Annotated in this window: 23 protein-coding genes; 9 read left to right on the top strand and 14 right to left on the bottom strand. The window is 45.3% G+C overall.

The features are described 5' to 3' along the window. Positions 1–33 precede the first annotated feature (33 nt). From MF542_RS11895 to MF542_RS11885, 3 genes are all read right to left on the bottom strand, one after another. The gene (locus tag MF542_RS11895) at positions 34–2,742 is read right to left on the bottom strand and encodes a TonB-dependent receptor (protein WP_247019686.1); all 2,709 of its coding nucleotides are present in this window, start codon (positions 2,740–2,742) and stop codon (positions 34–36) included. Positions 2,743–2,875: 133 nt separating this feature from the next. Beyond that, positions 2,876–3,934 carry an SO2930 family diheme c-type cytochrome gene (locus MF542_RS11890; RefSeq protein WP_247019684.1) on the bottom strand — a complete coding sequence of 353 codons (1,059 nt, stop codon included), beginning with the start codon at positions 3,932–3,934 and terminating at the stop codon, positions 2,876–2,878. Positions 3,935–3,936: 2 nt separating this feature from the next. Further along, positions 3,937–5,181, bottom strand: coding sequence for a parallel beta-helix domain-containing protein (locus MF542_RS11885; RefSeq protein WP_247019682.1), 1,245 nt, complete (start codon positions 5,179–5,181; stop codon positions 3,937–3,939). A 190-nt stretch (positions 5,182–5,371) separates the two neighbouring features. Here MF542_RS11885 and MF542_RS11880 point away from each other — a divergent pair, with 190 nt between their 5' ends. After that, a complete protein-coding gene (locus tag MF542_RS11880) occupies positions 5,372–5,965 on the top strand; it encodes a TetR/AcrR family transcriptional regulator (protein ID WP_247019680.1) in 594 nt (197 codons plus the stop codon). A 34-nt stretch (positions 5,966–5,999) separates the two neighbouring features. Here MF542_RS11880 and MF542_RS11875 read toward each other — a convergent pair whose 3' ends face one another. Next, positions 6,000–6,902: a permease gene (locus tag MF542_RS11875; RefSeq protein WP_247019678.1), complete on the bottom strand. Its 903-nt coding sequence runs from the start codon at positions 6,900–6,902 to the stop codon at positions 6,000–6,002. Between the two features lie 114 nt (positions 6,903–7,016). Here MF542_RS11875 and MF542_RS11870 point away from each other — a divergent pair, with 114 nt between their 5' ends. Then, positions 7,017–7,322 (top strand): ArsR/SmtB family transcription factor, encoded by a 306-nt coding sequence (locus MF542_RS11870; RefSeq protein WP_343264886.1) that lies wholly within the window; start codon positions 7,017–7,019, stop codon positions 7,320–7,322. A gap of 37 nt (positions 7,323–7,359) precedes the next feature. Here the strand turns inward: MF542_RS11870 and dnaJ are convergent, their stop codons facing one another. Next, positions 7,360–8,505 carry a molecular chaperone DnaJ gene (dnaJ, locus tag MF542_RS11865; protein ID WP_247019675.1) on the bottom strand — a complete coding sequence of 382 codons (1,146 nt, stop codon included), beginning with the start codon at positions 8,503–8,505 and terminating at the stop codon, positions 7,360–7,362. A gap of 94 nt (positions 8,506–8,599) precedes the next feature. Next, complete coding sequence (gene dnaK, locus MF542_RS11860) at positions 8,600–10,531, bottom strand: molecular chaperone DnaK (RefSeq protein ID WP_247019673.1); 1,932 nt, start codon at positions 10,529–10,531, stop codon at positions 8,600–8,602. A 307-nt stretch (positions 10,532–10,838) separates the two neighbouring features. Here dnaK and lepB (MF542_RS11855) point away from each other — a divergent pair, with 307 nt between their 5' ends. Together lepB (MF542_RS11855) and lepB (MF542_RS11850) are read left to right on the top strand one after the other, a co-directional pair. Beyond that, a complete protein-coding gene (gene lepB, locus MF542_RS11855) occupies positions 10,839–11,612 on the top strand; it encodes a signal peptidase I (protein ID WP_247019654.1) in 774 nt (257 codons plus the stop codon). A 166-nt stretch (positions 11,613–11,778) separates the two neighbouring features. After that, positions 11,779–12,564, top strand: a complete 786-nt coding sequence (gene lepB / locus MF542_RS11850; protein WP_247019652.1) for a signal peptidase I — start codon at positions 11,779–11,781, stop codon at positions 12,562–12,564. Between the two features lie 54 nt (positions 12,565–12,618). Here lepB (MF542_RS11850) and MF542_RS11845 read toward each other — a convergent pair whose 3' ends face one another. The 6 genes from MF542_RS11845 to MF542_RS11820 all read right to left on the bottom strand — a co-directional run bounded on the left by MF542_RS11845 (position 12,619) and on the right by MF542_RS11820 (position 17,868). Next, on the bottom strand, positions 12,619–14,163 hold the full coding sequence (locus MF542_RS11845) for an AMP-binding protein (protein ID WP_247019643.1): 1,545 nt from the start codon (positions 14,161–14,163) through the stop codon (positions 12,619–12,621). A 106-nt stretch (positions 14,164–14,269) separates the two neighbouring features. After that, complete coding sequence (gene dnaQ / locus MF542_RS11840) at positions 14,270–14,935, bottom strand: DNA polymerase III subunit epsilon (protein WP_247019641.1); 666 nt, start codon at positions 14,933–14,935, stop codon at positions 14,270–14,272. A gap of 4 nt (positions 14,936–14,939) precedes the next feature. Then, the gene (gene coaE / locus MF542_RS11835) at positions 14,940–15,530 is read right to left on the bottom strand and encodes a dephospho-CoA kinase (RefSeq protein WP_247019639.1); all 591 of its coding nucleotides are present in this window, start codon (positions 15,528–15,530) and stop codon (positions 14,940–14,942) included. After that, positions 15,527–16,354: a shikimate dehydrogenase gene (locus MF542_RS11830; RefSeq protein WP_247019638.1), complete on the bottom strand. Its 828-nt coding sequence runs from the start codon at positions 16,352–16,354 to the stop codon at positions 15,527–15,529. Before MF542_RS11830 ends, coaE begins: the two co-directional genes overlap by 4 nt. A gap of 12 nt (positions 16,355–16,366) precedes the next feature. Continuing rightward, entirely contained in the window at positions 16,367–16,963 is a 597-nt protein-coding gene (locus tag MF542_RS11825) for a Maf family protein (RefSeq protein WP_247019629.1), read from the bottom strand. A 5-nt stretch (positions 16,964–16,968) separates the two neighbouring features. Further along, positions 16,969–17,868: a pyruvate, water dikinase regulatory protein gene (locus tag MF542_RS11820; protein ID WP_247019627.1), complete on the bottom strand. Its 900-nt coding sequence runs from the start codon at positions 17,866–17,868 to the stop codon at positions 16,969–16,971. Positions 17,869–18,280: 412 nt separating this feature from the next. On the opposite strand from MF542_RS11820, the gene hemE reads away from it, so the two are divergent. The 5 genes from hemE (at position 18,281) to MF542_RS11795 (ending at position 22,362) form a co-directional block, all read left to right on the top strand. Beyond that, positions 18,281–19,312, top strand: a complete 1,032-nt coding sequence (hemE, locus tag MF542_RS11815; protein WP_247019625.1) for a uroporphyrinogen decarboxylase — start codon at positions 18,281–18,283, stop codon at positions 19,310–19,312. A gap of 23 nt (positions 19,313–19,335) precedes the next feature. Further along, positions 19,336–19,782, top strand: coding sequence for a CopD family protein (locus MF542_RS11810; RefSeq protein WP_247019623.1), 447 nt, complete (start codon positions 19,336–19,338; stop codon positions 19,780–19,782). A gap of 186 nt (positions 19,783–19,968) precedes the next feature. Beyond that, on the top strand, positions 19,969–21,225 hold the full coding sequence (rho, locus tag MF542_RS11805; protein WP_247019614.1) for a transcription termination factor Rho: 1,257 nt from the start codon (positions 19,969–19,971) through the stop codon (positions 21,223–21,225). A gap of 70 nt (positions 21,226–21,295) precedes the next feature. Then, complete coding sequence (locus tag MF542_RS11800) at positions 21,296–21,841, top strand: cysteine hydrolase family protein (protein ID WP_247019612.1); 546 nt, start codon at positions 21,296–21,298, stop codon at positions 21,839–21,841. Next, positions 21,838–22,362, top strand: a complete 525-nt coding sequence (locus MF542_RS11795) for an isochorismatase family protein (RefSeq protein WP_247019611.1) — start codon at positions 21,838–21,840, stop codon at positions 22,360–22,362. Before MF542_RS11800 ends, MF542_RS11795 begins: the two co-directional genes overlap by 4 nt. Here the strand turns inward: MF542_RS11795 and MF542_RS11790 are convergent. Both MF542_RS11790 and MF542_RS11785 read right to left on the bottom strand, forming a co-directional pair. After that, positions 22,338–23,036, bottom strand: a complete 699-nt coding sequence (locus MF542_RS11790; protein WP_247019603.1) for an alpha/beta fold hydrolase — start codon at positions 23,034–23,036, stop codon at positions 22,338–22,340. The genes MF542_RS11795 and MF542_RS11790 overlap by 25 nt on opposite strands. A 3-nt stretch (positions 23,037–23,039) precedes the next feature. Further along, on the bottom strand, positions 23,040–23,540 hold the full coding sequence (locus MF542_RS11785; RefSeq protein WP_247019601.1) for a methylated-DNA--[protein]-cysteine S-methyltransferase: 501 nt from the start codon (positions 23,538–23,540) through the stop codon (positions 23,040–23,042). Positions 23,541–23,544: the final 4 nt, after the last annotated feature.

Raw genomic sequence — 23,544 nt, 5'->3', positions numbered from 1 at the left:
GCCTCATCAATTTTTCTAATGGAGTGCTTTAGCCTAGAAATTGAAAATCAGATCAAAGCCCCATGTGGTTGGTTCTGTAAGCCTTGATACAGGCGTACCAAAGGTATCACGGGTTAAGCCGCCCGCACCGCCCGCATAGCGGTTATTGAAGATATTACGCGCAAAGAAAGAGAAGCTGATATCTTCATCCGCATTGGTCCATCCCACACGAACATTGGTGAAATGCTGGGCAAGCCCTGTTTCCCAGATCACATTACCAACGGATACGATACCACATGTGTTTTCTGCCCGGCATTCGCCATTTTCGCGGCGTGCACTTGTGTAGCTATGATCAGCATGGAAATTAAGCGAACCACTATCCCCCAGTGGATAGATATAATCACCACCAAAGCTTATCCGGTATTTAGGTTCACCCGTTGGGTCTCCCACCGCGGAACGGCCACAGTTTTCCGAACAGGTAATATCCTGATAGCCGCCATTAGCAAAGAAACGCAGGTTCCCGGTTGGCGCCCATAGAAGCTCTAGATCAATACCTTTACCGGAAATGTCTTCTGTTTGCGTGAGATACTGCGGCACGCTGCTGCTATCCACCTCAAGAAGTCTGATCGACTGACGATCATTATATTTATATTTCCAGAAGGACATATTGAACCGGAGGCTGTCTTCAAACCACTGGGATTTAAAGCCGGTTTCAATGTTCCACACAGTTTCATTATCGAAGAAACTGTTGATCTGCACAGTATTGAAACCACCAGCCTTATACCCCCGCGCCCAGGATGCATAAATAAGCGCATCATCAGTAATTTTATAATCCACAGCGATCCTCGGACTAAAATTATTCCAACTGTCTTTGCGCTCAAACGCTATGCCTTCAAGGCCCCCAACATCAAAGACAAAATCACCACTACCGCCTGTAACATTCGCAAGGATGCCCTGCATGATATCTGCAAGGTTGCCAATGCCCGGTATTTCAAGCCTTTCTCTGCCTTCAATCGTCCGAGTATCATTGAACCATTCCCATGACTTCTTATCGTGGGTGTAGCGAAGGCCTGCGTTAATATTCAATCGGTCTGTCACCGCATAGGTTACATCTGCAAACGCTGCAAAGGCATTAAACGTACCTTCACCAAACATGGTTTCTTCCCAAAGCCGCCCGCTAAGCGATGTAAGCGCTAAATTGGAAATCGCCTCAAGTGATAAGGCCGGCAGGCTAGGGTCCACACAGTTAAGCGGCAGGTTGTTAAAGCTGATAAAACCACTGAAACTATCAAGGAAGATACTTTCACAGGCGTTGATCCCGTCCGCTGGATTAAAGGACTGCGCCAGAATACCCGGTGTAGCCCCAACATTATAGAGAAGCGTATCGATTGAATCGAGCGTGGCATGTGTTTCGGAGCGCTGTTTGGCATTCTCCCAATAATAACTGGCACCTGCCGTCCATGTAAGCCTGTCTGTTACCCCGTTCAGACGCAGTTCCTGATAGAAATGCTTGTTGCTTTCAACATTATCTGTATCGAAATAAAAGTTTACATCCGCGGTACCATCTTCATCCTGCAAATTATTGGTGTTAAAGGCTTTATAGGCAGAAATTGACGTGAATGTCGCCCAATCAAGCTCATGTGTAACAGTAAGGGTAATACCGTCCAAGTTCCGGCGTTCTTCCCCATTGGCAATATCGGATGATAACGGCCCGAACGGGTCAGCACCGCCCACACTGTTGCCGGACCGGAAAAAAGTCCAATCAGGGTTTCCTGATGGCGGCACGTAACCGGCCGCAGCAAAATTTGCATAAAAAGCTGCAAGAGGAATATCTGTAACCGTATTGATCGGCAGTGCCCCAAACTGCGCACGCGTTAGGCCCTGCGGTGCACCAAGCACTGCATGGAGGAAATCTACATGCCCCGGAAGATCATTTAATTCAGAAGCATCTGGCGCTGTTCTATACTGGCCGTTTGCAACGCCAACAATTGGTCGTTCTTCATCCTGATCAGTATGATCAAATTCATAAGCAAGATTGAAGGCCGTTCTCTCGCTTGGCTCCCAGCGAAGCTGTACGCGGCCTGTCACATTATCCTGCCTGCCGTAATCTTCCCCTGTAAGGGCATCATCCTCATACCCATTCTGCTTGTTCACAAGCAGGTTTGCCCTGAGAGCAACAGTTTCTGAGAACGGGATATTAATCATCCCGTCTATCAGCTTTTTATCATATTTGCCGTATCTGGCTCTTACGCGCGCGCTAAACTCTTCAAGATCTGGTTTCCGGGTAATGATGGAAACAGCCCCGGCCGCTGTGTTCCGGCCAAACAGTGTACCTTGCGGCCCTTTAAGAACCTCAATCCGTTCAATATCACTAAAGAAAATAACCCCGGCCCCAGAACGCGACGCATAAACACCATCAATGAAAATACCTACTGCAGGGTCTGTCCCCACACCAAAATCACTGGTTTCAACACCGCGAATTCTGAAATTTGGCTGGGTAACCCCTGAGATTTCAAGGCCCGGTGTGTAAGTACTGATATCTGTTAGGTTTTCCGCAGCAATTGTCTGCAGAAAGTTCGCAGAAAACGCATTAATAGAAATAGGGACATCCTGCTGGTTCTGCGCCCTTTTTTGCGCAGTTACCGTAATTTCTTCAAGCTGCAAGGCCCCACCATCACTTGTATCCTGTGCCAGAGCCCCTACAGCTCCAGCTAAAACGGATACGCTCACTCCGGCTAATAATACAGCACGGTTTAAACTCATAACCCCCTCCTATGATATTTCTTCCCGGTAGTAATCTTTGCTACTAATTTGCTTTCTTCCCCAAAAACAATCATAGCCCGCCCCATTTTTGAGGCGAGCTTGCAGCAACCTTTTAAACTTTTACATCGTCCTTTTATTCAAGCTTCTTGATCCATTCTTTAAGTAAGTCCACCCCCTCAGTGTGGATTGTCGTTCTGCCAACCTCTGGCATCATTACGCCAGGATCCACAGAGTTTACCCGGTACAGTAAAATCGATTTTTCTGGCTGCCCGGGTTCGATATCAACAGAAAATCCGCCTGATCCTCTGCCTGCAGCAACGGGCGTTTTTTTATACCCCCACGTAACTTTATTTGTTTCTCCGTAAGTTAAAAACAAACCTGATGTAGATGCTGGGCCTTCACTTCGGTGACAATGGGCACAGTTGATATCCAGATAAGCTCTGGCGCGGCGGTCCAGGCTTGCCGTTAAATCATCAAACTCTGGAACTGTAGGCGCTTTATCTGGTGTTGGTGCACCACTAAGCTTACCAGTTTCAACCCATTTTGTGATCTGGTTTTTCTTTTCGTCATGATATTCATAACTAAAGTTCAGATATCTGGCTTTGGGGCCAATAGGGGTGAATTCTCGCCCAAGGGTATGACAGCCCTTACACTGGTTTTTGTTTGGCACAACATAATCAATAAAGCGGCTTTCACCTGTTTCATCAACCCAGCTTACCGGCAGTGTTTTACCCGCTACTTTGAGAACAGCATCGCTCTGATCCTCATTCCAGACATAAGCCCACGCATTCCAACCTGTTTCCTGACGGATCAAAAGCCGGGTTTCAATACGCCGAATATTTTCATCTGGTTTTCTGAAATCCGCTGGATACGCAAAGGTTTTAATAAGCGTGGTTCCAACAGGGAATTCCATCACTTCATGTTCTGAATATGTGGCTGACATACCTTCAGGTATATAAACGAAACGGTATTTATGGGCATAATCTGTAAACAGTGGCATTTTCATACCGTAAGGCAACACACCATCGGCAGGCGTATGAGCCGAGACATCAGAAAATAACCTATAATCAGAAAGCAATTTTGCCGGGCGCTTTTTCATCAGCGCTGCATCATTAACCTCTGCCCCTGCTTGCTCTGCAAAGAAGGCAGCAATCATACTCAGGAAAACAAAAAAGCGCACAGCAACCACCATGTTTACTTCCCTGCCTTATCTTGCGGCAACACAACAGGATCTCGAGGTGGGATTGAACCATTATAATCTTCAATATCCCGGTCAATACCAGCATTCCACGGCACAATCATATCGTAGACAAAATCAAGGTTAGCGAAGGTGGTTCCTTCTTTTTCCTTGATATGGATAGCATCTTCATCATCCGGGCCAAAGAAGGCAGCCCAAACACCACCAACAGCACCGTCCCAAACAATGTCTGGGATTGGAAGGCCCGTTTTCGGCTCAATCATTTCCTTCGCCACACCATCCGGTGCCCAACCACCGCGACCGTATGTGTTGTCATGCACGTAAATATTACGCGGCAACGGATTAAATTCAGGATCATTATATTCACGCGGATAAGCGGCAATCAGCATATTCACCGATGCATTTTCAGCCATTTCATTACCAAACACTTCAACATCTCGGTTCGACATAACCATAATGCCTGTACCCATTGGTACTGTGCCAACAATATTACCGGGAGGCGCAAAATTAGCCGTATCGTTATTCACTGCTTTATTGTTGTAAACGCGAATAGAGTGCCCACCTTTTTGCGGCAGGTTTGGCATATCAAAAATCAAGATACCGCCGGTATTGTGGGTGGCTACATTATCGTACACATCAGCGAAATAGCAGTTTTCAATTTCAATACCCGCCACATTATATTCCGCCCGGCTGTTACGAACGATGATATTCTGGCTTTGCCCTACATAAATGCCGGCATCAGATGCGCCGATCACTACATTGCCATCGATAAGGACATTTTTTGATTCGACTGGATAAAGGCCATAAGATCCGTTTTCAGCCTTTGGGCCCCCTGTCCACTCAACCCGCACATTGATAAAGGAAATTGTGTCCACGCCCTTGGCTTTAATGCCATCACCCGGGGTATCTTCAATCGCCAGCCCTTCAATCCAGACATTATCTGAGGTGATCAACAAACCCTCAGAACCTGTTTTTTGCCCCGCAAAGGAAAGGATAGTTTTATCCATACCTGCACCGCGCAGCGTAATATTTGGTACATCAAGTGATAGAGCACCAGTGAAGCTGAATTTACCCGCGGGCAGTTCTATTGTTGAACCAGGCTCCGCGAGAATAAGCGCTTCCTGCAAGCTTTCCTGAATATTTTCACCCGCTTCAATTTGAATTGTCTCTTGAGCATAGGCATAAGGGCTTGTTGCCATAAGAAGCATACTGGCAGCCGCTACCTTAAATAGTTTGTTCATTATTCTTCCCCTTGTCCGGAAGCCCCAACTTCCAGCACGTTCCATTCCGCCTATATTAAGGTGCATAAAAACACCTGTAGTGTCAATAAAATATGAAACAATTTCACTTTTCTTTATTTGCAATCAGACGGCCCTTATGGCACTTCATGGTTTGCAGTAAGGGGGGAGACAGCGTACAGCTGGTGTAAATATGAAAAAATTACCAAAGCAGGCGCGTGCTAAAGCACGGGTACAAACTATTTTGCAGGTAACACAGGACCTGCTTCTTCTTCACGGTGTTGAAGGCGTTACCACTACGGCTATTTCAAAAAAAGCTGGTATTCCTGTTGGTTCCGTTTACCAATATTTCGAAGATAAAGAAGAAATCCTCAGCACCCTCTACACACAAGCCTTCAATGATGTTCGTCTTGTTATTGAAGATACAGTAAAAGACCTATCTTCTGATGCTGATCTTGCAGAAATCGTAAATTCACTACTGCAAACTTTCTGGAAACAAGCCTGGAATCACCCATCCTACCGGGCGCTTACCCGGTGGGCGAACGCTAAACTTGGTTTTTATGATGTAACGCCAAGCGAAGAAAGCGATGTAACAGAATTAATGCAGCTCGCCTTTAGCGCGACAGGTATTAATTTCCCTGCAGACAGGTATGATACTATCCTCAAGCTTTGCACCACGGTGATATCCATGATTATTGATATTGCTATTGAACAGGAAACTGAGGAAGACGCTCAGAAACTGGTTGATGAGCTTGAGATCATGGTACTTCGCTATATCAGTAGTTAAAGGAAGGCGCCCCAAGGCGCCTTTTCTTTTACTTTCAAAAGAATAGAAAAGCCGCATAACCTGCAATTATTGCCATAGAAAAGATCACTGTTACAAAAGCAATCAGCAGCTTGTAGGTGAAAAGCGACCTGAGAAGAATGAGTTCAGTCAAACTTGCACCAGCACTCCCGATAATAAGTGACAGAATGGTGCCAGCCCCTACCCCTTTTGAAAGTAGCGCACCAGCAAGAGGGATCACAGCTTCCGCCCGAATATAAAGCGGTACGCCAATAACAGCGGCAACCGGAATAGCGAGCGGATTATCAGCACTGGCATACTTGCTTACAAGCTCTGTTGGCATATACCCATAAATCACACTACCTATCGCAATACCTGTTAAAAGATACGGCAAAGCCCCAACAAAATCCTTCCAGGCATCTTTCCAAACACCTTCATACTTGCCTTTGGTCTTTACCGCATCACCACAACTCAGTGCTCCACATGCCGTTTTTTCCTCTGCTTCTACTGGGCGAATAAAGCGGTTGAAATTCAAGGCTTCCAGAAGCCAACCAGCAAATAGAGACACAAGAAGCGCCGCAAGCACATAGGTGAGCGTGAGAGACGCGCCAAAAGTTGCTGCAAGCAGTACAACAATAACCGGATTAAGAAGCGGAGAAGCAAAAAGGAACACCATCATAGGCCCAAAACCAGCCTTGGCACGGATCAAACCTTTGAGCATGGGGATAGTCGAACAGCTACAGAAGGGTGTGATAGCACCGAGGCCTGCCGCAATGAAATAACCACACCTGCTATGACCGCTTAAAAGGGTTTCAATGCGTTCAGATGGAATATGCCTCTGTAAAACACCCACAAACATACTGATACCGAGAAACAAAATTGATAGTTCCACGGCCAGAAACAAAAACATATCCAATACGTCATACATTTGTTGGGACATTTTATAATCCTATATTTCTAGAAATATCGAAATAATAATCAGCTATATTGATTTCAAGAGCCATGTCAATTATATTTCCATAAACTTCGAAATATTATCGAGTAGATCACAATGATGGATGACAGTAATGTAGCGGCGAGCCTCGCTGAACTTGGCAATATGCACCGACTTTCAATCTTCCGCTTTCTCGTAAAAGCTGGCCATGAGGGTGCCCCTGTAGGCGATATTCAAAAGGCACTGGAAATCCCAAGCTCTACCCTTTCCCATCATCTGAGCCGTATGGTAAAGGTAGGATTAATCACTCAAAACAAGAAAAGCCGCACAATCTTCTGCCTACCAAACTTTGAGCATTTAGAAGGGCTTATCAGTTTTTTGCAGGAAGAATGCTGTATGGGATATGAAAAAAGCGCCAGCCGATAAGCTGACGCTTTTATTATCTCTATAAACGTGCCGAAATCTATTCGGTCAGGTCTTCCCAGAAATCCTTAACTTTTGAGAAGAAACCTTCAGAACGTGGTGAAACATTATCTCCACCTTCTGCGGCAAACTCTTCCAGCAACTCACGCTGGCGCTTAGTAAGGTTCACTGGTGTCTCAACGCTGGTTTCGATGATCATATCACCAACATAGCCACCGTTTAACTCAGGCATACCTTTGCCCCGCAAGCGGAACTGACGGCCCGATTGTGTGCCTTCAGGAATTTTGATCCGAGCACGTTTACCTTCAATCGTTGGTACTTCAATCTGCCCACCAAGCGTTGCTGTAGACATCGGAATTGGTACCTGACAGAAGAGCAAATCACCATCACGCTTGAAAATTGGATGTGGCTTGATGGAAAGGAAGATATAGAGATCACCCGCCGGCGCACCGCGCTGGCCTGCTTCACCCTCACCTGCAAGGCGAATACGTGTGCCCTCTTCAACTCCTTTAGGGATTTTCACCTGAAGGGTTTTTTCCTTATTTACCCGGCCCGCACCGCGACATGATTTACACGGGTTCTTGATAACACGGCCAGTACCCTGACAGGTATGACAAGCACGCTCCACCATAAAGAAGCCCTGGTTCGCACGCACTTTACCGTGCCCACCACAAGTACCACATACCTCTGGGCTTGAACCTGGCTCAGCACCAGAACCACCACATGGATCACAGGCAACAGATGTTGGTACGGTGATTTTATCTGTTTTGCCGTTAAAAGCGTCTTCAAGGCTGATTTCCATGTTGAAGCGCATATCATTGCCGCGCGCCGGGCCACCACGTCCACCACGCTGCCTGCGGCCACCACCGCCCATGAAATCACCAAAAAATTCTTCAAATACATCAGAGAAATCAAAACCAGCACCGCCGTGGCCACCCTGGCCGCCACCGCCCATACCATTTTCAAAAGCAGCATGGCCGTAACGGTCGTACGCAGCCCGTTTTTCAGGGTCTTTGAGTACGTCGTAGGCTTCGCCCATCTCTTTGAATTTTTTCTCTGCTTCCGCATCACCCGGGTTTTTATCCGGATGGTATTTCATCGCTGCTTTACGGAACGCTTTCTTAAGCGTGTTCTCGTCAGCGTCTTTTGAAACACCTAAAAGCTCGTAATAATCTTGTTTTGACATCAAGCTACCCTTTAGCTTTCACATCCAGTCAAAATAAAGAGCTGCCCCCTGTATTGGAGGCAGCTCCCTATATGTTTGACGTTAGGCAGCTGCCTTATTTCTTGTCGTTTTCGTCAACTTCTTCGAAGTCAACGTCTACAACATCATCACCTTCGTCTGCTTCCGCAGCTTTGGCAGCAGCATCAGCCTGTTGTGCGTCTGTCGCACCTTCAGCGTCTGCCTGGCTAGCTTTGTAGATTTCTTCACCAAGCTTCATTGAAGCCTGTGTAAGTGCTTCAGTTTTAGCTTTGATGTCTTCAAGGTCATCACCTTCAAGTGCTGTTCTTAGTTCAGCAATTGCAGCTTCGATGCCTTTTTTATCTTCTTCGCCAATTTTATCGCCGTGTTCAGCAAGGTTTTTCTCAACCGAGTGAATCATTGCTTCACCCTGGTTTTTCGCCTCTACAGCTTCCTTGCGGGCTTTATCCGCATCAGCATTTGCTTCTGCGTCTTTCACCATCGCATCGATATCAGCATCAGATAGACCACCAGATGCCTGAATACGGATCTGCTGTTCTTTACCTGTACCTTTATCTTTCGCGGATACATTCACGATACCGTTGGCATCAATATCAAAACCAACTTCAATCTGTGGCACACCGCGCGGTGCTGGTGGAATACCAACAAGATCGAACTGACCAAGCATTTTGTTATCTGCAGCCATCTCGCGCTCACCCTGGAATACGCGGATAGTTACAGCACCCTGGTTATCTTCAGCTGTTGAGAACACCTGAGACTTCTTGGTTGGAATTGTTGTGTTACGGTCGATCAAACGAGTGAACACACCACCAAGTGTTTCAATACCAAGGGAAAGCGGTGTTACATCAAGAAGAAGAACGTCTTTCACATCGCCCTGAAGTACACCAGCCTGAATAGCAGCACCCATTGCCACAACTTCATCAGGGTTCACACCTTTGTGTGGCTCACGGCCAAAGAACTCTTTAACCACTTCCTGAATTTTAGGCATGCGTGTCTGACCGCCAACGAGAACAACATCGTTAATCTCGCCTGCTGAAATACCAGCATCCTTAAGCGCTTTCTTACAAGGCTCAAGTGTACGCTGAACAAGATCAGCAACAAGGCTTTCAAGCTTCGCACGTGTCAGCTTAAGCTGAAGGTGTTTCGGACCAGAAGCGTCAGCTGTGATAAACGGCAGATTCACTTCTGTCTGAGAAGAAGAAGAAAGCTCAATCTTCGCTTTCTCTGCAGCTTCTTTCAGACGCTGAAGTGCCATTTTGTCGTTGCGAAGATCAACAGTGTTTTCCTTCTGGAATTCATCTGCCAGATATTCAACAAGACGCATGTCGAAATCTTCACCACCGAGGAACGTATCACCATTTGTGGATTTTACTTCGAATACACCATCACCGATTTCAAGGATGGATACATCGAATGTACCACCACCAAGGTCAAATACAGCGATTGTGTGACCGTCTTCTTTCTCAAGGCCATAAGCAAGCGCAGCTGCTGTTGGCTCGTTGATAATACGGAGAACTTCAAGGCCAGCGATTTTACCAGCGTCTTTTGTTGCCTGACGCTGAGCATCGTTGAAGTAAGCAGGAACTGTAATAACAGCCTGATCTACATCTTCACCAAGGTAGCTCTCTGCTGTTTCCTTCATCTTCTGAAGGATCATTGCAGAAACCTGACTTGGAGAGAACTGATCTCCTTTTGCTTCTACCCACGCATCACCGTTATCAGCTTTAACGATCTCATAAGGAACCATGCCCTTATCTTTTTGCGTTGTTGGGTCATCAAAAGTGCGACCAATAAGACGCTTAATAGCGAAGAGTGTATCACCCGGATTTGTTACAGCCTGACGTTTAGCTGCCTGACCAACGAGGCGCTCGCCTTCATCTGTAAAACCAACGATAGAAGGTGTAGTACGTGCACCTTCAGAGTTTTCAACTACTTTTGGCTTAGACCCGTCCATAATGGATACACAGGAGTTTGTTGTACCCAGATCGATACCAATTACTTTACCCATTTTATACCTCATCCCGTTATAGCCGACTGCTGAATGGCCTCATGGAGCACCAGAATGCAGCCTCTAGGGCTTAGTTAGATTATTGTTAACAATAGAAGTGTGTTCAAAGGAACAACCTCTTTCGAAGCCTATATAGGGTTGGCCTGAGCGCCCCGCAAGCCTCAAGGCCAATAAAAAATGTAAGTTTTTTGAATTATTCGAGACTAAAAAACCACGGAAAGCTTGAATTTCATGAAATTGAAACTTAGTGATCCTCATAAAGAACGATATATAGCTGGCTTTACCAGCTTCAGCAGTTGAGGAAAAAATGACAGAAACCGTATCTCAAGCGGCAGAAAAAAATGCCCCTGAAAAGAAGAATGAAGCCGGATCTCTTTTTAAAGATATCGTTTCAATCGTTGCTTTCTATTTCATTTTTACCACTTTTGCATGGGGTGCTTTCCATATCCCGTCAGGCAGTATGGAACCAACTCTTGAAGTTGGTGACCGTATCTTTGTTTCAAAGTTTGCTTACGGTTATAACCGCTACAGTTTCCCAATGGACCCGGATTTCATTTCTGAGAACCGTCTGTTTGCCAGCAGCCCTGATCGTGGTGATATAGTCGTATTCGTTCAACCGCACCGTAGTGATGATCATATCATCAAACGGGTAATTGGCATGCCCAGTGACCGCATCCAAATGCGGGAAGGCCGCCTTTATATCAACGGTGAGATGATAGACCGCACATTTATCCGCGATGTGAACTATACCAATTATCAGGGGAATGACCGCCGCGTAAAAGAATATGAAGAAACTCTGCCAGGCGGCGTGAAACACCGAATTTACGAAGCAACAGACCGCGGCCACTATGACAACACACCTGTGTTTGTCGTACCTCAGGACCATTATTTTATGATGGGTGATAACCGGGATGGCAGCTCTGACAGCCGCAATATTTCAGGCATGGGGCCTGTGCATTCGAAATTTATCGTAGGCGAGGCAGATATCACCACTTTCAGTCTTTATGATTGTGATCAAGGTAAAGATGTGGGTTGTCTTGGCTTTATTCCTTATGGACGTTTTTTCAATATTATCCGCTGATAGTCTGAGCCCAACTCTTACAGTTCATCATCATTAGCTGCAGTACACTCACAGGGAGTTTTCTGTTTTTAATGAATGCGCGATTGCAAATACTGCCGCCCACAGTACACTCGCCAACAAAGATGCACTGAATAATAAAGTGCGGAATGAAAATAGAGGACGGCAGATGACCGATAAACCGGTTGAAATAAAAGAAGAAAAAGAAGCAGTAGAAGATAAACCCAAAAAGAATGAGCTAGTAGCTCTTCTTAAAGATATTGTTTCAATCGTTGCTTTTTACCTTATTTTCACCACCTTCGCATGGGGTGCTTTCCATATCCCGTCCGGTAGTATGGAACCAACTCTTGAGGTAGGTGACCGGATTTTCGTCTCAAAATTTACTTACGGTTATAACCGCTACAGCTATTATTTTGACCCTGATTTTATCTCAGAAGATAAGGTGTTTTCAGGAAATCCAGAACGTGGTGATGTTGTTGTTTTCACACTTCCTCACCGTGGTGGGGATGATTTCATCAAACGTGTCATTGGCCTGCCAGGTGATCGTATCCAAATGCGGGAAGGCCGTCTCTATATTAATGGAAAGATGGTACAACGTACCTTTATCCGTGACGTGAACTATACCAACTATCAGGGTAGCGACAAAAGGGTAAAAGAGTATGAAGAAATTCTGCCTGACGGCGTAAAGCACCGTATTTATGAAGCAACTGACAGGGGTCCTTATGATAACACCCCAGTTTTTGTTGTGCCTCAAGACCATTATTTCATGATGGGTGATAACCGGGATGGCAGCTCGGACAGCCGCAACATTTCAAATATGGGGCCAATCCACCAGAAATTCATTGTTGGCGAAGCTGATATAACCACTTTCAGCCTTTATGACTGTGATCAGGGTAAAGATGTGGGTTGCCTAGGTTTCATCCCATACGGTCGCTTCTTCAATATTATCCATTAGATATCTTTGGTAGCGGTGATAAACCGCTACCTATCCATAAAAATCACCTACTTTTTATGGAATTAGAGTAGGTATCGTTTCCCTAAGCTCAAACTTTTTCACTTTACCCGTTGTGGTACGAGGTAGCTCTTCCATAAAAGTAAGGTGATTGGGGAACTTAAATTTACCCAACTTACCTTCACAGTAAGCATGAACTTCATCAATATCTAAGCTCATGCCGTCTTTGAGCACAACAACCGCACAACCAGTTTCGCCCCAGCGGTCTGACTGCACACCAATAACCGCTACATCTGCAATAGCCTCGAGGCCGAAAAGCACACTTTCCACCTCTGCTGGATATACATTTTCCCCGCCAGAGATATACATATCTTTAGAGCGATCTTCGATGATATACCGTCCACCTTCATCTTGGCATGCAATATCACCTGATTTGAACCAACCATCCACAAAGGAGTTTTTATTGGCTTCTTCATTGTTCCAGTAGCCAGGAGTGATGGTAGGGCCACGCATCCAGATTTCGCCCACTTCACCTTGCTTCACATCGTTACCATCCGGGTCCTTCAGGCACATTTCTGTAAGAAATAATCCCTTGCCAGACGTACCAATAAATTCAGGGACATCTGATGGCTCAGCAACACAGTTTGAAGCTGCAGATTCTGTCATGCCGTAACCATCACAGATAACAAAGCCCTTACTGTACCACCATTTTACAAGCTCCCCCGGCACACTGGCACCGCCTGCGATTGATACTACCATGCGAGAGAAATCAGTGGTTTCTGCCTTTGAGTTAAACCGCATGTCATTAAGCATGGCAGGCACGAGAATAGTGTGGGTTATACCAAGGTCCGAACTATCAATGGCATCAAGCACAGCATCAGATGTAAACATCCGCATTACCAATGTTGTTCCACCAATCCAAAGGGCAGGGAGCGAGGAAATATTCAACCCTCCAATATGGAAGAGCGGCATAACAGTAAGCCAGACAGATTCCGCCGTATTCTGTGCCCGCTGCAGCAGGTTAATAGCAGAATAGAAGATCATACCGTGGGTGATAATCACCCCTTTGGGTTTCCCGGTAGTGCCGGAAGAATACATAAGCATGCATTCTTCATCGAGAGTTTGATATTCTCGAGTAAGGAGAGGTTCAGAAGATGCAATCGCTTTTTCTAAATCAGTCTCAACACCACCAAGGCCGTCCATCCCCACATAGTGGTTAATATTCACAAGCGGCTTCAGTTCTTCCACCACATCAGCAAACATATGATCGTAGAAAAGTAGATCAGGCCCCGCATCATTCACGATATATTCAAGCTCACTGGCTGTAAGCCGGAAATTCAGGGCCAAGGCGCTGGCACCAATACGCCAAGCGGCAAATAGGATATCTAGAATATCGGTAGAATTCAGGGCCAAAAAAGCAACACGGTCACCTTTGGAAATCCCTCTGGATTTCAGATAGGTCGCGAGCTGACCAACCCTGACATTCATTTCAGAATAGGTGAACTGGCGGCCGCTCGCCATATCCATGGTTGCCAATTTGTTTGGTTTGGTATCAGCGTGATAGGCGATATAATCCTGCGCTATTACATCATGCTTAATCATGATTTTCTCCCCATTACTGACGCCATTAAGAACGCCAAAATTCCCCACCACATGAACTGCAGTGATTATAGACAGCAAGGAAAAGGGGGAGATACCTGCTGCGTTTCTAACTATTCCAGATTGGATCTTTTAAAGATTTAATAAACTCAGCATGCGCTGTCAAATCCTCTTCGCTCACAGGGAAAGTACGCTTTTCACGCTTTTTTTTCTGGATTACAGCGCGGGATGATTTAGCAACAGATAAGTCCATCCCGCTTTGGCGGCCACCTTCCAGCTCAATATAAACTTCTGCCAGAATTTCAGCATCAAGAAGCGCACCGTGAAGGGTACGGTGGGTATTGTTGATGGCAAAACGCTTACAAAGCGCATCAAGGCTGTTTGGTGAACCCGGAAATTTGGTCCGGGCAATGGCTAGTGTATCAATGAAACGCTTTTTGTGAATGATAGGGCGGCTAGCGTTCTCAAGTTCCCAGTTGATAAATTTCATATCAAACTCGGCATTGTGCGCCACGAGCACACTATCATCACCGACATACTCAAGAAATTCATCCATCACTTCAGTGAATACGGGTTTATCACTGAGAAACTCAGTTGTCAGACCGTGAATTTTCACGGCACTTTCTGGCACTTCGCGTTCAGGATTTACATATTGGTGCAGATTATTACCGGTGAGCTTTTTATCAACCATCTCAACAAGACCAATCTCAATAAGCCTGTCACCTGAAAGTGGATCAAAGCCTGTGGTCTCTGTATCGAAAATAAGCTCACGCATAGTTTTATCTGTTCCTTATAGTAGTGAGTATTTCTCTCACACGGGCTTTTGCATGCTCAAGCCCTTTATCTGTATCAACGATATAGTCTGCCTTCGCGCGTTTGTCAGCATCTGGCATCTGGCGTTTAAGAATATCTTCAAATTTTTCTGCAGTCATACCGGAACGCGCAAGTACCCGTTCACGCTGAACTTCAGCAGGAGCAGACACTACCACACTATAGTGACAACCTTTGTCACCACCCGTTTCAAAAAGAAGGGGTACATCAAGAACCACAATATCAGCGTTTGCTTTTTCTGCCGCTTCAAAAAAAGCAATGCGTTCATCGCCCACCATAGGGTGCATGATATTCTCAAGGACTTTTTTCTTCGCCGGATCAGCAAACACCTGCGCTCCAAGGCTGGCACGGTCAAGCTCACCACCCGCAACAGAACCAGGGAAAGCTTTTTCGATTAAGGGTAAAGCCTTACCGCCTTTCTTCTGAAGCCTATGAACTGCCGCATCAGCATCAAATACGGGCACCCCTTCAGCTACAAACATTTTGGCAGTTTCTGATTTTCCCATACCGATGGAGCCGGTTAAACCCACAATAATCATGTGATTTTTGCCTCCAAAGTTTTGCGGAGGTCAGCATCAAATCCTACCTCTACGCCGAACCAGATTTTAAAGGCTGCTGCTCCTTGGTGCACAAGCATTCCTAGCCCATCAACAGTTTTCAAGCCACGTTCCCCTGCATCTTTCAGTAATTCAGTTTCAAGCGGCTTATAAACAATATCATACACCACGGTATCACTGGCTGCATGATCAAGGCTTAACTCAAGAGCAGGCTGACCTGCCATCCCGAGCACCGTGGTATTCACAATAAGACCCGCTGCGGCCACCGCTTGTGCGCGGGTTTTCCAGTCCACCACCGTCATACGGCCACGACCAACATCACCCGCGATTGCTTCGGCTTTTCCTCGTGTCCGGTTAGTGATCATCACCATAGGCAGGTTTTCATTCACGAGCCCAAGTGCCGCTGCGCGAGCTGCACCACCAGCACCAATAATCAGAGCAGGTTTGTCTTTTGGATATTCAGGCACAATATCTTTCAAATGTTTTACAAGACCAATACCGTCCGTATTAAACCCGCTTAATGTACCATCTTCCGCTATTTTCACCGTATTCACAGCACCCATCTGACGGGCAAGTGGAGCTACTTTATCCAGATATTTGATGATATCTGTTTTATGGGGCACCGTTACATTAAAACCCGAATATCCTTCTGTTTTAAGGCGTTCTACAGCCATACCCAATTCTTCAGGAACCACTTCAATCGCTTCATAATTACCTTCAATTCCGTTTTGTTCAAACCAGTGGTTATGAATAACGGGCGAAAGAGACTGAGCAATTGGATATCCGATAACAGCGGCTTTTTTCATGGGAAATACTCTTTAGAGCGGCAACAAATTATAGCGGCGCAGAAAATCAAGAACAGGTAGGAGAGGCATACCAAGCACGGTGAAATAATCACCATCCACCCGGTTAAAGAGCTGTGCGCCTATACCTTCGAGCTGATAACAACCGACAGACCAATAAGCATCATCACCCAGTGTATCTAAATATTGTTTAATGAAGGTATCAGATAATGGCCTTACATCCATTTTCACCTGATCAACTGAGCGCCAAATCGCTTGCCCATTCTGGCAAATAACCGCTGCTGAGATAAGCCTGTGTTCACCGCCTGATAGTTCTTTTAATGTGGCTTCTGCTTCTTGCTGGTTTGAAGCTTTCGAGAATATTTTATCGTCTTTGACCAAAATCTGATCAGCCCCTAAAACCAGCGCTTGTGGATGCATGAAAGAAACTGCCCGTGCTTTCATTTCTGCTAGAGCATCAGCGATATGGCGAGGGGCTGCACCATCAGCAACCAGCGCTTCTTTGAGAGTATCTTCATCAACAGATGCCGTTTGAACGGTATAATTCACGCCAGCATCTTTCAGCATTTTCGCCCGCGTTTTACTGCCTGAAGCTAAAATAAATTCAGTCATCATACTTACCTAAGATCAGACGGTAATTCATGTGCGTGTGTTTTTCCGTTTTTCTCTAACCACTGATAATAACGGTTCAGGATTGCAGCTGCTGTTTCTTCAATAGACCGCCGGGTTACATCAATGGTTTGCCAGCCACGTTTTGTGCAGTAACGGCGACACTCTTTGATTTCATCCTGAATTTGATCCCGGTCTGTATAATCCGCTTCTTCATCTTCATTGATAGAGCGCAAACGATTAGTCCGGATTTGAACAAGGCGTTCTGGACTTGTCGTTAATCCAAGCACGAATTTATCTTTGAGGTTATCGAGTTCCATCGGCATCGGGCAATTGGGCACAAACGGAACATTCAATGTTTTATAACCCTTATTAGCCAGATAGATACTGGTTGGTGTTTTCGATGAACGGGATACACCTACCAATATAATATCTGCTTCATTTACATCTTCTACTAATTGGCCATCATCATGTGCCATAGTAAAATGAAGGGCATCAATTCGCTGAAAATAGTGAGCATCCATCGTATGTTGACGCCCTGGTTTATGAGAAGCTTGTTGCCCGAAATATGAACCGAGTAGATTAATCACCGGATCAAGGATCGAAAGCACTGGAATGTTTTTTTCCATACAAGACTGTTCAAGGACTTGTCTGATTTCTGTATTTACCAACGTATACATAACAAGGCCTGGCTGCTCACATATATCTTCCATCAAACGAGACATTTGCATTGCCGAACGCACAAGTGGCCAATAATGTTTGTGAACATTCACTCCTTCGAACTGAACAAGAGCTGCTGATACGATTGCCTCAAGAGTTTCACCTGTAGAGTCAGAGACCAGATGCAGATGAAATTGAACTTCATTGCTTGACTCAGATTCCTGAAAACCGGGCAGTGGAGGACTCATGGGAATAACCTGTGGATAACTTGTTGGTGTAAATGTTGAAAAGCACATTAGGCCACTTACCCCCAATTTGTATAGAGAGAGTTCACACAGGAGTGAATCTTATCCCAAGCCTGTGCAAAGTTTAATAACCTGAGTCGCCAAATCTGAGTCTTTTTCGGTTATCCCCAGTTTCCACAGACAGAGTCAAAGTCTCGAATCGCGAGGTTTTCTGCACAGTCCAGAGTCTTACTCACAGAATCACTGTTAAAATGCCGCAGAACCCTTGTTTGTGCACAAGCTTGTGGATAAATAGTTTTCCCCATGATTCACAGGGATTCACTACTACTACAAGATTCTATTATATTTATATTTAAGTATTAGTATGGTCGCCCTATAGATCGTCCCGTGTATAAAACTGTCAGGTAAAAGCATTATGGCTAAAATTCTTCTAGAGACTCTCAAGGGTAACCCCGGTGAAAAAGTTCCATTCTGGTTCATGCGTCAGGCAGGAAGATATTTGCCTGAATACAGAGAGGTACGTTCTACCTGTCCGTCTTTCATGGATTTTTGCTATAGCCCCGATAAAGCGACAGAAGTAACCTTGCAGCCTATCAGGCGTTACGGCATGGACGGCGCAATTCTGTTTGCAGATATACTTGTGGTACCAGACGGATTAGGTCAGCAGGTTTGGTTTGAGACTGGGTTTGGGCCAAAGCTTGATCCGGTAGCAACAGAAGAAGCTTTCTCAAAACTATCGATGGCGAACTTCCACGATAAAGTTGGGAACGTTTATAAGACGGTTTCAAATCTCTCTTCAGCGCTTCCTGAAAATGTAACGCTTCTTGGTTTTGCCGGGGCACCTTGGACAGTGGCAACATACATGATTGCGGGACAAGGTAGTAAGGACCATGCAGCTGCTCGTCAGCTTGGATACGGTAACCCTGAACTATTTGGCCGCATCCTGGATATGCTGGTGGATGCAACAGCTGAATATCTGTGCCGTCAGATTGAAGCGGGTGCTGATGCTGTACAAATTTTTGATAGCTGGGCAGCGGCGATCCCGGAAACAATGTTTGATGAATGGATTATAAAGCCCACCAAAGCCATTGTTGAGAAGGTTAGGGTGAAGCATAGCGAAACACCTATCATCGGCTTCCCACGGCTTGCAGGCGCCGCTCTAGCACGTTTTGTAGAGGAGACAGGGGTGGATGCTGTATCCCTTGATACAGGTGTACCGCTTGAGTGGGCTGCAAGTGAGGTTCAAAGTAAGGTTTGTGTACAAGGGAATATGGATCCGCACCTAGTGGTTTCAGGTGGTGATTTGATGGTGAGCGAAGCGAACCGGATTATGGAAAGCCTGAAGGGCGGCGCGCACATCTTTAACCTTGGTCATGGTTTTGTACCTGAAACACCGCCAGAGAATGTAGCCTTGCTTTCTGAAACTATTAAGAACTTCAGACGCTAAAATACCCGAGGGAGAGAAAAGCCATGGAACCGGGATTTCTAGGTGACGCTTATTTTTATGTAAAAGCCGGCCATATCATTTTTGTGATTTTCTGGATGGCGGGCATGTTTATGCTGCCTCGGTATTTTGCTTATCATATGCAGTGTGAAGTTGGCAGCGAAGAAGATGGTAAGTGGATTGAGCGTGAAGCAAGTTTGATGCGGATTATCATCAATCCTGCTATGACCATTGCCTGGATTCTAGGACTAACACTTGCCTTCAATATTGGTTTTGATGCAGGTGGTTGGCTTCATGCAAAACTGCTTCTTGTCTTTATCCTTTCAGGTTTTCATGGTGTTCTTTCCAAATGGCGTAAGAAAATTGCAGCTGGCGAACGAGATAAAAGTGAAAGCTTCTACCGCAAGATAAATGAAGTACCTGCAATCTTCATTATTGTGGTTGTTATCCTCGCTGTGGCAAAACCATTCTAAATCTAAATAGCTTGACACTCAGTGAGTGCATGGTAATTTTATTGCGCCTTCAGTGATCTACTGGAGGCGTTTTTTGAATCCCACCAAAGCCGACAACCGTGTTGAGTAAGTTGGCATTAGCTTCCAATTAAAGTGGCGCAAGCCAATAATAATCCGGACAATAGAAATAATAATATGGACGATCCCATGCACTTACAGGATCTCAAGAATAAGACCCCAGCCGATCTTCTAGCGCTTGCAGAAGAAGTAGGTATTGAAAATGCCAGCAGCATGCGCAAACAGGATATGATGTTTGCTATCCTAAAGCAGCTTGCAGAAGATGATGTAGAAATCATGGGTGGCGGTGTTATTGAGACACTCTCAGACGGTTTTGGTTTCCTTAGAAGCCCTGAGGCTAATTATCTACCAGGGCCGGATGATATTTATGTCAGCCCAAGCCAGATTCGCCGGTTTGGCCTCCGGACAGGGGATACCGTTGAAGGCCAGATCCGTGCACCAAAAGATGGTGAGCGTTACTTTGCACTTCTTAAAGTTTCACAGATTAATTTTGAAGAGCCAGAGAAGACACGCCACAAGGTTCACTTTGATAACCTGACACCACTTTACCCAGATGAAAAATTGAAGCTGGACCCGGATGATCCAACTGTGAAAGATAAATCACCGCGTGTGATTGATCTTGTGGCTCCAATTGGTAAAGGCCAGCGTGCTCTTATTGTGGCACCACCACGCACAGGTAAAACAGTTCTTCTGCAAAATATTGCGAAGAGCATTACAACAAACCACCCTGAATGTTATGTGATTGTACTTCTTATTGACGAACGTCCTGAGGAAGTAACAGACATGCAGCGCTCGGTGGCTGGTGAAGTGGTATCTTCCACATTTGATGAACCTGCTTCTCGCCATGTTCAGGTTTCTGAAATGGTGATTGAGAAAGCCAAACGTCTTGTGGAACACGGCAAGGATGTTGTGATTTTGCTTGATAGTATCACCCGTCTGGCCCGTGCTTACAACACAGTGGTACCATCTTCTGGTAAGGTACTAACAGGTGGTGTGGATGCAAATGCGCTCCAACGACCAAAACGTTTCTTTGGTGCGGCGCGTAATATCGAAGAGGGTGGTTCTCTTTCCATTATCGCAACAGCCCTTATTGAAACTGGTAGCCGCATGGATGAGGTTATCTTTGAGGAATTCAAAGGTACAGGTAACTCTGAAATCATCCTTGATCGTAAGGTTGCTGATAAGCGCGTGTTCCCTGCGATTGATATTCTTAAATCCGGTACACGGAAAGAAGAGTTGCTTGTTGATCCTGCAACACTTTCAAAAATGTGGGTACTACGCCGTATTCTCACTCCGATGGGTACCGTGGATGCAATGGAATTCCTACTTGGGAAGTTGAAAGACTCAAAGAACAACGAAGATTTCTTCTCGCAGATGAATAACTAAATTTTTGTAGCTAGAAATTTCAGAAAGGCCTGCCATACTGTGGTGGGCCTTTTTTGTTATGGAAGTTACAGTGAAAACAGCTCTTCTCATTATTGATGTTCAAAAAGCAATTGATCACCCTAAATGGGGTATTCGCAATAACCTTGATGCTGAAAGGAAAATAGCTGAACTTTTATCTCATTGGCGGCATAAAAAATGGCCTGTTGTTCATATTAAACACTCTTCAAAAGAGCTTACTTCACCATATAGGGAAGGACAGCCTCTTCACGATTTTAAAGAAGAAGTTTTCCCAGAAATTGGAGAAAAGATTATTGAAAAGTCCACCAACAATGCCTTTGTGGGAACGGAGCTTGATACATACCTGAAGTCTCTTTCTATTGAACATTTGGCTGTTGTAGGTGTGTTAACGCAACATTCTGTGGATTGTACTGCAAGAATGGCTGCGTCTTTAGGGTATCACGTTTCAGTTATTTCAGATGCGACTGCTGCAACAGGGGTAACTGATTGCAGAGGGACTTCATGGTCTGCTGATGATGTTCACCATATTACACTTGTTCATATTGGAGCAGATTATGCTTCTATCTGTACCTCGGCAGAGGTGATATCAAATAGATGAAAACAGCTCTTCTCATTATTGATGTTCAGAAAGCTATGGATCACCCTAAGTGGGGTGAAAGAAATAACCCTGACGCTGAAGAGGTAATGAAAAGAATGCTGGATTGGGTGCGATCGGAAAATTGGCCTGTTTTTCATATTCAGGACTGTTCATCTGATCCATCTTCCCCGTACCGGGCAGGGCAACCGCTGCATAATTTCAAGGATGAAGTGAAACCTACCGGTGGGGAAACCATAATTCAGAAAACGACAGGCAATGCTTTCTATGGAACTGAACTGGATGCGGTTTTAAAGGCTGAGCAGATATCAAAGCTTGTGATAATGGGAGTTCATACTCAGCACTGTGTTCGTGCAACTGTAGAGGCCGCTATAGAGAATGGGTATGAAATATCTGTTTTGGCTGATGCGGTGGTGGCAACTGCAATGAACGGTATGTCCGCTGACAGTGTTCAGGAAAAAATACTCACTAAATTTGAAGAAATGAATGTAAAAATAAACTATCTATCTGATTTTATTACATAATTTATAATTTCAGCTAGTTTTTCTGGTATTTCCAGCGGAATCATATGCCCTGAGCCTTCCATTCGGTGGAGATGGATGTGTTCATAAGCTTCTGCAAGCTTTTCAATAGCACCAATTGGTACTAGTTCATCTTCTTCCGCCATAATGAAATGAATTGGTTTTCCAATAGTTATCAAATCTTCTTTCAGGTTCCTGCGGTCAATTGGGGCGATCAACTGGTTGATCAATTCATCCTGACCAAGGTCTTTTTCCATCTGTAGAATAGTATTTGTAACTGAATTATCAGTCATATTATTTGGAGAAACAAACTGGCTCAGGCGTTTTCTGGACATACCTCTGTAGGTCATCCGTGAAAGCATTTTTGCGTTTACTCTGCGTAGCTGTTTTTCATCATCAGATAAGCCGTAAGGTGAGCTCGCAATAATGATGATGCGCTCGAAATTATCAGGATTTTTAAGGGCTGCTTCCATAGCTAGATAGCCACCAAGAGAGAAGCTTATAAGATGGCTTTTCTCAGGTTTGTTTTCTACCACAGCAGCCAACATATCATCCATACTGGTTTGGCCTGCATAGACTGCATGATGAATTTCATATGTGCTCAGATAAGGTGTAAGCTTATGCCATAGCCTTCCATCACACATAGTGCCGGGGATGAGATAAAGGGGGTAATTCATAACCTAACCATCTAGAGCGCCAGAGGCCTCAAGAGCTTTACCTTCGTCAACAGTTAAGGCACCTTCAAGTACCAGGAGAGCTCTTTTGGTATAAAGACCACCGTCACCCGAGTATCCGCCCATACGGCCTGCGGATGCCATAATACGGTGACAGGGAATTAAGATAGGAATGGGATTACGGCCACAGGCGCTGCCAACTGCTTGGGCTGCTGATCCAATCTCTTTAGCTACATCACCGTACGTGCGGGTATCCCCGTATGGGATATCACACATAGCCTTCCAAACCTTTTCCTGATGCTTGGTACCCATTGGGTTGAGCGGCAGATTAAATTCCGTGAGGTCACCATCAAAATACAGGTCAAGTTGTCGTTTAGCTTCCAGTAGAAGTGGTGAAGGATTTTCTTCCTGAAATGGGCTCCATCCCCAATCAAGTGCAACAATACTGCCTTCAAGCTCAGTGATAGTAATATCAATGATAGGGGTGTGCATGGAAATTTGTGACATAAGA

The organism is Kordiimonas laminariae, assembly GCF_023008165.1.
GTDB lineage: Bacteria > Pseudomonadota > Alphaproteobacteria > Sphingomonadales > Kordiimonadaceae > Kordiimonas > Kordiimonas laminariae.
Note: the sequence above shows the minus strand (reverse complement) of the source record. Positions and strands in the feature narration are given on the sequence as shown.